This window comes from Psychrobacter sp. (assembly GCF_030457785.1).
Classification (GTDB): Bacteria; Pseudomonadota; Gammaproteobacteria; order Pseudomonadales; family Moraxellaceae; genus Psychrobacter.
The window spans coordinates 1-12,128 of record NZ_JAKDUI010000064.1; the positions used below are offsets into that span (position 1 = coordinate 1).

The following is a 12,128-nucleotide window of genomic DNA, read 5'->3' on the forward strand; positions in this document are numbered from 1 at the left end:
TAATAGTTAACGACTATTTTAAGGACTATGTGTAACTGCATATTGTTCTCTTAGAACCCAAATCAACCTTCTATGTCCCCTTTACCTGATAGCCGAGTATTGCCATGATCAGTTTTTATCTAAATGGGAAGTCTTGTGAGATTACCCACCTAAACCCTAATACAACCGTTCTTGAATATTTGCGCTTGCACGAACGACAGACCGATACAAAAGAGGGCTGTGGTAGTGGTGATTGTGGTGCCTGTACGATCATGGCGCAGCGGTTACCCGAGAGTAGTAGTGAGGCTGTCAAACCTTCGCCATTTTTCACTCTAAACTCATGTATTACCCTGCTGTCACTCATGGATGGTCATCATCTTATGACGGCGGCTTATCTAGCAGACAATCCTGACAATCACCCCGATCGTGCTACCTTGCACCCGGCGCAGCAAGCGATGGTCGACTGCCATGGTTCGCAGTGTGGTTTTTGTACGCCTGGATTTGTCATGTCGCTTGCTAGTACTTATGAAAATCATCGTCTACAAGCAGAGGCATCTGGTTCGACAGACGAGTTGAGTTACGATGAAGTCGTTGCTTCAATAGCTGGAAACTTATGCCGATGCACAGGTTATCGTCCTATTGTAGAGGCAGGTTTGACAATGGGTCAGATTGGACAACAGCGAGACGCTGCGCAGGAAATCGCAAAAGATCTAACGATAGACCTGGCGACAGATGCGATGAAAACCAGCCACACACCTGCTGCGACAGCGACTAATGCACTCGAACCTGTCCTGACTCAGAATGCGCGCCAATTATTTATGCCGCAGTCTTTAGAGGATTTTCATCAAGTATTAGCTGCCAATCCAAGTGCGACTATTTGGGCAGGCGGTACAGATCTGGGGCTGAGTGTGACGCAGCACTTGGTTGATCACGACGCGATTATTCAGCTATCAGCTATTGATGAGCTCAAATCATGGACGCTGACAGATCCTGATGACACACACGCCAAAAACAACTCGTTGAATAAATCATTGGTACTGGGTGCGGGGATGACCTACAAAACCATGCTGCCTGTCTTAGAGCAGTATTTCCCTGAATTCGCAGCGTTATTCGAACGTATTGCTTCTCCACAGATTCGTAACATGGGCACGATCGGCGGCAATATTGCCAACGCATCACCGATTGGAGATCTTCCTCCTGTGTTGTTGGCATTAGATGCACAAGTACATCTGCGCCATTGTGATGTAGCCAATCACACGACTGACAATCAAGCATCATACACTGACGAAGTATTGCCTCTGTCAGAGTTCTTCTTAGACTACAAAAAGACCAAGCTGCGTGCAGGTAGTTATGTTGTGGCTGTACATATACCATTGATGCAAGCAAATCAGCATTTATATATCTATAAAATCAGTAAGCGTTATGAGGATGATATCTCTGCCTGTTTACTGGCAGCAAAAGTTGATGTTGCCGCTGACAATATGACGATTGAAAATGCTAGATTGGGGTTAGGTGGCATGGCCGCGATACCTTTGTTGGCCGAAAAAACTCAGCAGGCATTGATTGGACAGCCTGTGGCTGTAGATAGTTTCTTAACTGCCGCGCAAATGCTGCCCATGGATGTCTCACCAATGACGGATGTGAGAGCCAGCCGTGAGTATCGTATGCATGTAGTACAACGATTGCTGGTCAAGTGCGGCAAACAGTTGGTCGTGGATGTAGAGCCCGTAAGCGCCTAATACCTCTGCATTATTTAGGTTGTGTCACCAATTAGCCCATTTAAAAATGACTGCTCAGATTGAGGACACGCCCTATAGCATCTTTCACAATAAAGCGTTAAACATACCGTCAAATAACCAAGAGCCGAATGCTTAGGTGATAAATTTGGCTAAAAACATAAGAGAGCGCCAACATGAGCCACCATTCTTCATTACTTGATAGCAATAGTAATCGCCGCGTACGTCCACCCAAAAACAAGATTGGTACTGGTGCAAAACATGACAGTGCTATTAGTCATGTAATGGGTACAGCCACTTATGTCGACGATATAAAGAAACCTCAAGACACCTTGCACCTAGCGATTGGTAAAAGTGCTCATGCTCATGCTCGTATAGTGAGTATGGATTTGAGTGCCGTAAAAACTGCCGATGGGGTAGTAGACGTTATTACTTTTGCAGATATACCCGCAAAAACTGATATCGGTCCCGTATTTGATGGCGATCCATTAATGGTGGATCAAATCACCGAGTATGTGGGTCAGACACTATTTGTCGTCGTTGCCACCAGTCATCGCGCTGCCAAAAAAGCCACATTAAAAGCGGTTGTCAATTATGAGCCATTAGCAGCCATACTCAGTGTCGAAGAGGCATTAACACAATCGCAGTTTGTCCGTCCTAGCCATTTCATGTCACGAGGCGATGCAGCTACTGCGCTTGAGAAATCTTCTACTCGTATTGCAGGTCATATTCATATGTTGGGCCAAGAGCACTTTTATCTCGAAGGTCAAGTGTCATATGTCATACCTTGTGATGACGGTGGCCTTGAAGTTTATACCTCGTCGCAACATCCAAGTGAAGTGCAGCAGTTGGTTGCTGAAGTGGTTGACCTGCCATTTCATGCAGTGACAGCCGTAGTACGTCGAATGGGTGGTGGTTTTGGTGGCAAAGAAACGCAAGCGGCGGCTTGGTCGTGCTTATGCGGTATCGTTGCTAAACGCCACAATGTACCAGTGAGCATGCGTTTGGATCGCCAAGATGACATGGTAGTGACGGGAAAACGTCACGAATTTGCCAACCGATATGAGGTCGGTGTCAACGATGAAGGTCAGATCCTTGGCGTTGATATGCAATTATCAGGGTTGTGTGGTTATTCACCCGATTTGTCTGATGCTATCGTTGATCGTGCGATGTTCCATTGTGATAACGCTTATTATTATCCCGCGGCACAGATAGCAGGTCATCGCTGTAAGACGCATACTGTTTCTAACACCGCTTATCGAGGTTTTGGTGGTCCACAGGGGTTATTGACTGCTGAATATATGATGGACCACATAGCCTATACTTTGGGTAAAGACCCATTGCAAGTACGCTTGGCAAATTTATATAAAGAAGGTCAAAGTACTCACTATGGACAGCCGATTGAGCATTTCGATTTAGCAACCATCATGCAAACGTTGGCAGACGATAATGACTATGACAAACGTCGTCAAAAAATCATAGAAGCCAATAAAAAGGCTGAAGATGAAGATAGCGATAAACGCTATGGTCTGGCATTGACTCCTGTCAAATTTGGTATCTCATTTACCGTTCAGCATTTGAATCAAGCGGGTGCATTGGTACATATTTACACTGATGGCACGATTCAGATCAATCATGGTGGTACGGAGATGGGTCAAGGGCTGTATGTAAAAATCGCCCAAATTGTTGCTAATGAATTCGAGGTAGATCTAGACACCGTCAAGGTAACAGCGACTCGCACGGATAAAGTACCGAATACTTCACCAACGGCTGCGTCATCTGGGACAGACATCAACGGTAAGGCGGCACAAAATGCCTGTATTACCGTGAAAGAACGTTTGATTGAGTTTGCCGCCGAACATTTTAAAGTTGGTGCTGAAGACATCACGTTCGCCCGAAACCATGTCCATATCAGTGACAAAGAAACGCTAACATTTTCTGAATTCGTACAATTGGCCTATCAGCAACGAGTTAGTTTGTCTGCTACTGGCTATTATAAAACGCCTAAGATTTTTTATGATCGCTCCAAAGCATGGGGTCGTCCATTCTTTTACTTTGCACTCGGTGCATCTTGTGCTGAAGTTGAAGTCGATATATTGACAGGCGAATATACAGTATTGCGCTGTGACATCTTGCATGATGTTGGTCAGTCGATTAATCCAGACATCGACATCGGTCAGATTGAAGGTGGCTTCGTTCAAGGGATGGGCTGGCTGACTGCGGAAGAATTAATTTGGGACAAAAAAGGAAGGCTTGCTTCCGATGGTCCTGCAAATTATAAAATTCCCACTGCTCATGATTTGCCAAAGCAATGGAGCGTCAAACTGTTTGATCGTAAAAATGAAGAACAAACCATTTATAACTCTAAAGCAGTTGGTGAGCCGCCATTTATGTTGGCCGCCAGTGTTTGGTGTGCGATTAATAACGCCGTCGCAAGCGTGGGAAGCTATCAAAAGAACCCAGAGCTAACCATGCCTGCGACGCCAGAAGCCGTATTAAAAGCGGTGATGCATCTGCAAGGTGAAAAGTGGGAAGTTTCTGGAGGCATGGATGCTGAAACAGTTGAAAGTCTGACACCAGTTGATGATAAATGTGATATTGATGATGATCGAGTACAGCCACAACAGGTGTCTCATAGTGAAGAGGTCGATGTGCCGACGACGAAAGGCAAGCTGACTGATGAGCAGTCTGAAGCTATCAAAAAGCCCAATGTCTCAACGGCGAGAGGTCCTGCACACAGTGAGTAATGCCGCTACATTCAAAACAGCATCACTATCATCTACTGTATCTGCCCCGACACGTTGGTATGACGGATTAGCCGAATATCAACAGCGTGGTGTGGCACACGTTTTGGCTACTGTCGTCGCTGTTAATGGGTCAGCACCTAGAGCGCTGCAATCTAAAATGATTATCACGCTTGATGGATTCTGCGACACATTAGGCGGTGGTAGCCTAGAACATGATGTAACGATAACGGCTAGGCAGCTTCTAAAAGGTGAGTTAAATAGCGGTGACGCTAAAGACGGCAAGCCACTAAAACAAGGTAAGTCTGAAAAAGCACATGCCGTACGCCGCGATGCAGTCTATACCAAACATTATCCATTAGGTGCTAAGTTAGCACAGTGCTGCGGTGGTAGTGTCACTGTCATGTTTGAATGCTTTAATGTGACACCGCCTATGTCGCTATTGGTGTTTGGTGCAGGGCATGTAGCAGCGGCACTGATGACATTACTTGCAGAGCTGCCATGTCAGGTAGATTGGTTAGACAGTCGTGCTGAGATGTTTGATCGTTACTTAAAAACTGATGCAGAAAACACCACAGAGGCCGATATCGGCATCGCTAGGAAGCAAGCTATTTATCAACTGCCTGCGCATATCCGCCCACATATTGATGAAGATCCTGTTGATTTTGTAAAACCGTTTATTGCAAGCAATCGTAGCAACCCATCTATAAAAAAAGGTACTCAGCAGTTTATTTTAGTCATGACTCATGATCATAGTCTTGATTTTGACCTGGTGCGTGCCACATTGGACGCCTGCTTAGACATGGACAAGGGCATCAATGCTGATGTACGCAATACAGAGCGAGAATCTAACTTTGCTGTCGGTAACGGTCATAATGGCAACGACCATGTAGTATCAGCGATGCCTTATCTTGGTTGTATCAGTTCTGCCACCAAAGCCAAACGTTTTAGGGATCGCTTACTTCAACGCGGCTATAGTGAGGAAGCCGTGGCCAATCTGACCATGCCCATCGGAATCGATATCGGTGGTAAAGAGCCAATGGCCGTTGCTATCTCTATCGCAGCACAGGTGCTACAGCTGTATAACCAATCATAGAGGTTAATCTATACGAGCTGGCACGCGATAATTTTCATCGGCAGAAAGATTGTTGTCAAAAAGCTTATTGTCAGAGAGCTTATCGACATAATTGTTATCGCTGCGCCGTTAAGCCTTTTATTAAGCAGCTATTTATTAAGCAACTTTGTGTTTGCTAGCTAATGGTGTTTGCTAGTCAATGGCTAAGCGATACTCATTAATTCTGTACCAACACGCTTCAATACGAGACTTGTTATGACTATACATATTTATCAAGCACAACTACTGCATTATCTTACCGAAGATGACTTAGCTGCCAGATCAAATAGTTCAAACACCGCGACAGAAAAAATGTCAAACGTCAGTAGTCTTAATGATGTGACAGTAGAAGAAGACACTAGACTACAGTCTGTTGTTGCTGGCGTGAATGTTTATCCTGAATATATCGCTGATGGCGCTCTCGTGGTTGATGACGTGACAGGTCGTATTTTAAATTATGGTCAGTGTTCTACCATGATGGCGCAGTACAGTGGTGCTAATGGCCAAGCGCATAAACAACCGATACAGGTTCACAATGAGAAAGGCAATATTATCATGCCTGGCTTTATCGATACTCATGTGCATTACCCACAAATAGATATGATTGCGGCTTTTGGGGAGCAGTTGCTTGATTGGTTGAACAACTATACTTTTATCACGGAAGCTGGTTTTGGTGACTCAAAGGTTGCCCATGATACTGCACGTTTCTTCTTAAATCAGCTGCTTGCGAACGGTACTACAAGTGCATTGGTGTTTTCTACCAGTCATCCTCAGTCAGTAGAAGCGTTTTTTACAGAGAGTGCTCGTTTGAATACTCGTATGATTACGGGTAATGTATTGATGGATCAAAATGCACCAAAAAACTTGTGTGTACCAACTGAGCAGGGAATTAGAGATACGCAAGACATCATCGATAAATGGCATGAGAAAGGTCGTCAGCATGTGGCAATTACGCCTAGGTTTGCCATCACTTCAACGCCAAAGCAACTACAAATGACAGGTGAGCTCTATCGCAGTTGTGACAGTGTGTACTTACAAACGCATTTGGCAGAAAATCTAGACGAAATAGCCTTTGTGCGGGAGCTTTATCCGACTCATAAAGGGTATTTGGACGTTTATGATGATATGGGTTTGCTTGGTAGGCGAACCACCTTAGCACATGGTATCTATCTTGAAACGTCTGAGTATCAAGTACTGCGCGACACTGGTACTCAAATAGCACATTGTCCAACTTCTAATTTGTTTTTGGGTAGTGGGTTGTTTGACTTGTCAAAAACTTTGAGCTATACGGGCGTAAGTATCGCTACGGATGTGGGCGCAGGCACCAGCTTGTCAATGCTAACTACTTTGTCTGAAGCTTATAAAGTCCAGCAGTTACAGAAAAACTCATTACCAGCTCATCAAGGACTTTATCAGATTACCTTGGGTAATGCGCAGTCGTTATTATTGGATGATAAGATTGGCAACTTCATGCCCAACAAAGAAGCTGATTTTGTCGTCATAAATATGGGTGGCACTGAATTACTCGAGCGTCGGATGATGCACGCTAAGTCATTAAATGAGAAGTTGTTTGCATTGATGATGATGGGTGATGACAGAGTGATTAAGCAAACGGTTATCGCTGGTGTGAGTCGCTATAAAAAAACGGCTGCCACATAGATAACGATAAACCTATATTTTCAAGGCGCTCAGTGGTTATTCAATGAAGATTTTTATCGAATAGCCACTGAGTTTTTTATTTTGGAATTTTTTTTCACTATTGCTTGCCAGAGATAGGCTGTTAGTCAGGGTAGCCAGCCCACACCCAACCATTTTCTAACCATTCGCTCAGGTCGTCTGAGTCTACGTCTGTGATATCTTGATGTGTTAAGTGTTCACCATTGGCCAGTCGCACCAGTACTTTGGTGGTGGTATCATCTAAACCATCGATACGCTGGCCGTTTGCGTATAGCGTGATGCCATCAGCAGATTGGTTATAAAGCAGACGACTGCTATAGTCGGCTTGTAGCGTTGCGCCGTCGGACAGCGCTTGCATGAGCTCATCAGTACTGACAGTTTCTTCCGGCACTAATGCATCATATTGACGTTTACTGACCACTTCAGAGACTGCTTGACGGATAATTTGGTTGCCTTGTTCGGATTGGAGCATTTGTAAGAGCTGGGTTTTTATGGCATCGATACTGTCGGCTTGCAGCTCTCCTGATGCTTGTAGCGGTTGTGGCAACAGCATTGGTATGAATAAGTCGCTGTCGTTGGTCGCGACATCAGCCATGCTATCGATGATTTGCATTAAATTAGGACGACGGCAACCAAAAGAAAAAGTTAAACAGTCATCTTGTGCAACACCAAAATGCGATAGCTTCGGTGGTACATACAGTACATCACCAGCTTCAAGCACTTCATCAAAAACAATCTCACCCATATCATCAAAAACTCTAATTGGCTCGTCTGCGATGAATTCAGAGTCTTTATCACAGAACTTTCCTAACTGCCAACGTCTAGAGCCATAACCTTGTGCTAAAAACACATCGTAATCATCATAGTGTTTGCCGACTGAGCCACCTTCTGGGGCATAAGAAACCATGATGTCATCGCGCTGCCACTGAGGGATAAAGTCAAATGCTTGCCAGAGTTGACCAAGTTCAGGTGACCATTGCTCAAGGTTTTGAACCAGCACCGTCCAGTGTTCTGGTAAATTCTCAAAGTCTGTTTCGTTGAGTGGGCTTTTTTTAACATGCCACTGAGGCTGGTCTGCCTGCTTGCTAGAGGCTTGGCTCAATAATCGTGCTGAGGCATCTTCTTCTAGTGCAAGCCCTAGCATGTCTTCTGGTTCAAACATATCAATCAGTTGGGTCAAACCTTGCTTGATAAGCAGAGGTTTTTTTTGCCAATATTCGTTTAAGAATTGTTCAGGCGTAATAGAGTCGGGTAAGCAAAGAGGTATAGCGTTCATTGATAAATCCGTATCTGTCTATGAGGTGTAACATTCATGATGATTGCTTTATAGGAGAGGTGTAATAGTTTATGATTATACTCTATCTAATGGCTGCTGTTAGAGCATGCAATTACCTTAGCGCATACTATCAATCGTAGGAATATTATGAAAAAACTACATTTTGTCGTTATCATTGCCAGTGTTTTTGCACTACAAGGCTGTGTACACAAGCTAGTGACTGTCCCCGTTAAAGTCGCTTATAAAACGACTAAAGGCGTGGTCAAGGGCACGGTTGCTGTCGGAAAAGCGGTCATACCTGGCGACAGTGATGACGACGATGATAAGAAGGACTAATAAGACTAAAAATAAAAACCTTGCTCATGAACTATATGTCTTTAGTTAAAAACATAGTGCTATAAGCAAGGTTCGTATTCACTAAAACAGAAAAAGCATCCAAATAGAAGTGATCAGACTTCAGAGTTTCACTAGAGTCTGTTCAATAGACCCTAGTTACTTCCACCTTATTGATCACTTTTACCTTATATAGCCACTGTAAAATACAGGCTCTATAAAATCATTTTATGCTTAAAGCTTAGCGATCCATTCTTTGATACCGCGAGCTTGTTCAGCGGCGTTACCGGTATAGGTTGCAGGCGTCAGTTCGCGTAGACGTGCTTTGTCTGCGTCACTAACGGTCGATAATTCATCGCTTTCAACGAAGGTTAACATAGCTTCGCGAGTCATGGCGTTACCACGAGTCAAGGCTTTGAGCTTCTCGTATGGATTTTCAACACGATAGCGGCGCATGACCGTTTGAATCGGTTCAGCCAACACTTCTTGTGCTTGGTTGAGGTCATCGTTCAGACGTTGTGCATTTAACTCAAGCTTCCCAACACCTTTTAGACAGGCATCATAAGCAATCATGCTTTGAGCCAACCCAACACCGATATTACGCAGTACCGTTGAGTCTGATAGGTCACGTTGCATACGTGAAATAGGTAGTTTCTCACCCAAATGAGCAAGTGTCGCATTAGCAACACCTAAGTTGCCTTCAGAGTTTTCAAAGTCAATCGGGTTCACTTTGTGTGGCATCGTTGATGAGCCAACTTCTCCATCTTTTAGGCGTTGTTTGAAATAGCCTAAGCTAATATATTGCCAAACATCACGGTTGAAATCGATCAATACAGTGTTGAAACGCTTAACCGCATCAAACAATTCAGCGATATAGTCATGCGGTTCAATCTGTGTTGTGTAAGGATTGAAGGTCAATTCAAGACGTTGATTGATAAATTGTTCTGCATGCGCCTGCCAATCAATATCAGGATAAGCTGAAAGGTGAGCGTTGTAATTACCCACCGCACCATTGATTTTACCCAGTAGCTCAACATCACCGATTTGTTTGATTTGACGGGCGAGGCGATAGGCTACGTTTGCCATCTCTTTACCAAGTGTCGTTGGGCTGGCTGTTTGACCGTGCGTACGTGACAGCATTGGTTGGTTTGCGTGAGCAATGGATAAGTCAACGATGCTGTCAGTGACTTGCTGCATTTTAGAAACCACAAGATCGCGGCTGTCTTTTAGCATTAGGGCGTATGACAGGTTGTTGATATCTTCACTAGTGCAGGCAAAGTGAATGAATTCTAGTGAATCAATAAGAGCGTCACGACCGCGGAATTTATCTTTGATAAAGTATTCGACCGCTTTGACATCATGATTGGTCGTCGCTTCGATATCCTTAATCGCCTGGGCATCATTTTCGCTAAAGTCATTAACGATGCTGTTTAGGAAGTTATTGGTCTCGGTATCAAAGGCGGCCAACTCACCAATGGCGTTATTATCAGCTAATGACTGTAACCAACGAATCTCAACAGTGACGCGGGCTTTGATAAGACCATACTCAGAGAGGTAAGGGCGCAAGCTGTCAGCTTTAGACGCGTAACGACCGTCGATTGGGGAGAGAGCGGTAAGTGGGGTCATAATGATGCCTCGATAGTTATGAAATAAGGAGATGTGGAGGTGCAATTATTGAAAAAATACTATTTATAAGTACTGAATTATAAGTACTGAGCGAAAATAAGTTGCGCGTAATATAGCAGAATTACGAGGTTAATAAACCACTTTCAGCCAACTAAGTCTGTCTATGGACTGGTTGGTGACACGCTCTCAGACTATGTGTTGGATGATCGTGTGTTGAATGAGCGTGTACTAAACGACCAGTTGAAGTATTGATTGGTCCCGTGTATCTGACCGCTTTTTTACCATCGTGCAACGGGAGTATACGCTTTAGAAGCCACAAGGTGCATCGATAGAAGATATCACACCGCCACCCAAACAAACCTCATCGATATAAAATACAGCTGATTGACCAGGTGTTACTGCACGTTGGGGTTCGTCAAAAACGACTCGAACATCACTACCGTCGTCACAATTAGCAAATACATGACAGGCTTGGTCTGGTTGGCGATAGCGGGCTTTTGCCATGCAGCGTAACCCTTCTGAGCTGAAAATATCCGCAGGCGGTAAACCTTCAACCCAATCCATTTTATAGGCAGTTAACTCATTACTGAGCATCATTGGATGTTCGTGTCCTTGACCGACGATCAGATGATTTTTATCTAGATTTTTTGCCAGTACAAACCAAGGCTCTTCAGGGCGGTCTTTGACACCGCCAATACCGATACCGCCGCGCTGCCCTAAGGTGTAGTACATTAGCCCATCATGAGTGCCAATGATGTTGCCATCGTCAGTGATGATATCGCCTTTTTGAGCAGGCAGATACTGTTGTAAGAAGTCCTTGAAGCGACGCTCACCGATAAAGCAAATGCCAGTAGAGTCTTTCTTTTTGGCCGTCACAAGATCATGCTCTTCCGCAATTTGGCGCACGACTGGTTTTTCGAGCTCACCGACAGGGAATAAAGTTTTGGCGATTTTATCACCGCCAACAGCGTGTAAAAAGTAGCTTTGGTCTTTATTATTATCAAGACCACGTAATAGTTGTGCAACAAGCTGGTCATCTGCATTGGTATAATTCATGCTCCGACGAGTGTAGTGACCTGTGGCGATATAATCAGCACCCAAGGTCAAAGCATAATCTAAAAAGGCCTTAAACTTAATTTCTTTGTTGCATAAAATATCAGGGTTAGGCGTACGTCCCGCTTTATATTCTGCTAGAAAATGCTCAAAAACGCGATCCCAGTACTCCATGGCAAAGTTGGCAGTGTGTAGCTTGATACCGATTTTATCACAGACGGCTTGTGCGTCGGCTAAGTCTTCCATAGCGGTACAATATTCAGTACCGTCATCCTCTTCCCAGTTTTTCATAAACAGACCTTCTACCTTAAATCCTGCTTGTTGGAGCAGAACAGCAGATACAGAAGAATCAACGCCACCTGACATGCCGACAATGACATGTTTGGCGTTCGGATTGTCTATATCAGCGAGCGTCAAAGGGCGCTGGGCGCTGAAAGATTCAGTGACTGGTGTGCTTGATGTATTTGGGGTGGCTGACATAAGGCGGCTCAACTTTTTATACTTAATTCCAGCATTGAAATAACGTCGTAATCAAATACAGTCTCAATTGAATTCAATCACTACAATTTACTATTTAGTAAATAGATCAA

Annotated in this window: 8 protein-coding genes; 5 read left to right on the forward strand and 3 right to left on the reverse strand. The window is 44.2% G+C overall.

All coding sequences use genetic code 11. From position 1 onward, the window contains the following. Window positions 1-104: 104 nt before the first annotated feature. The 4 genes from L0J61_RS04815 to guaD all read left to right on the forward strand — a co-directional run bounded on the left by L0J61_RS04815 (window position 105) and on the right by guaD (window position 7,232). Window positions 105-1,718 carry a xanthine dehydrogenase small subunit gene (locus L0J61_RS04815; RefSeq protein ID WP_301465198.1) on the forward strand — a complete coding sequence of 538 codons (1,614 nt, stop codon included), beginning with the start codon at window positions 105-107 and terminating at the stop codon, window positions 1,716-1,718. 173 nt (window positions 1,719-1,891) lie between these two features. Then, a complete protein-coding gene (xdhB, locus tag L0J61_RS04820; protein ID WP_301465199.1) occupies window positions 1,892-4,462 on the forward strand; it encodes a xanthine dehydrogenase molybdopterin binding subunit in 2,571 nt (856 codons plus the stop codon). After that, window positions 4,455-5,555, forward strand: a complete 1,101-nt coding sequence (locus L0J61_RS04825; protein ID WP_301465201.1) for an XdhC family protein — start codon at window positions 4,455-4,457, stop codon at window positions 5,553-5,555. Before xdhB ends, L0J61_RS04825 begins: the two co-directional genes overlap by 8 nt. A gap of 234 nt (window positions 5,556-5,789) precedes the next feature. Further along, window positions 5,790-7,232 carry a guanine deaminase gene (gene guaD, locus L0J61_RS04830; protein ID WP_301465202.1) on the forward strand — a complete coding sequence of 481 codons (1,443 nt, stop codon included), beginning with the start codon at window positions 5,790-5,792 and terminating at the stop codon, window positions 7,230-7,232. Window positions 7,233-7,353: 121 nt separating this feature from the next. Here guaD and L0J61_RS04835 read toward each other — a convergent pair whose 3' ends face one another. Continuing rightward, window positions 7,354-8,526 (reverse strand): cupin domain-containing protein, encoded by a 1,173-nt coding sequence (locus L0J61_RS04835; RefSeq protein WP_301465203.1) that lies wholly within the window; start codon window positions 8,524-8,526, stop codon window positions 7,354-7,356. 147 nt (window positions 8,527-8,673) lie between these two features. Here L0J61_RS04835 and L0J61_RS04840 point away from each other — a divergent pair, with 147 nt between their 5' ends. Further along, window positions 8,674-8,862, forward strand: coding sequence for an NF038104 family lipoprotein (locus tag L0J61_RS04840; RefSeq protein ID WP_301465205.1), 189 nt, complete (start codon window positions 8,674-8,676; stop codon window positions 8,860-8,862). Between the two features lie 231 nt (window positions 8,863-9,093). Here L0J61_RS04840 and purB read toward each other — a convergent pair whose 3' ends face one another. Together purB and mnmA are read right to left on the reverse strand one after the other, a co-directional pair. Further along, complete coding sequence (gene purB / locus L0J61_RS04845; protein ID WP_301465206.1) at window positions 9,094-10,485, reverse strand: adenylosuccinate lyase; 1,392 nt, start codon at window positions 10,483-10,485, stop codon at window positions 9,094-9,096. Between the two features lie 306 nt (window positions 10,486-10,791). Continuing rightward, window positions 10,792-12,018 (reverse strand): tRNA 2-thiouridine(34) synthase MnmA, encoded by a 1,227-nt coding sequence (gene mnmA, locus L0J61_RS04850; protein ID WP_301465207.1) that lies wholly within the window; start codon window positions 12,016-12,018, stop codon window positions 10,792-10,794. Between the last annotated feature and the right edge of the window lie 110 nt (window positions 12,019-12,128).

Coding starts and splice junctions, on each gene's coding strand:
- L0J61_RS04815 (WP_301465198.1), top strand. CDS start 105: ATGATCAGTTTTTATCTAAATGGGAAGTCTTGTGAGATTACCCACCTA.
- xdhB (WP_301465199.1), top strand. CDS start 1,892: ATGAGCCACCATTCTTCATTACTTGATAGCAATAGTAATCGCCGCGTA.
- guaD (WP_301465202.1), top strand. CDS start 5,790: ATGACTATACATATTTATCAAGCACAACTACTGCATTATCTTACCGAA.
- L0J61_RS04835 (WP_301465203.1), bottom strand. CDS start 8,526: ATGAACGCTATACCTCTTTGCTTACCCGACTCTATTACGCCTGAACAA.
- L0J61_RS04840 (WP_301465205.1), top strand. CDS start 8,674: ATGAAAAAACTACATTTTGTCGTTATCATTGCCAGTGTTTTTGCACTA.
- purB (WP_301465206.1), bottom strand. CDS start 10,485: ATGACCCCACTTACCGCTCTCTCCCCAATCGACGGTCGTTACGCGTCT.
- mnmA (WP_301465207.1), bottom strand. CDS start 12,018: ATGTCAGCCACCCCAAATACATCAAGCACACCAGTCACTGAATCTTTC.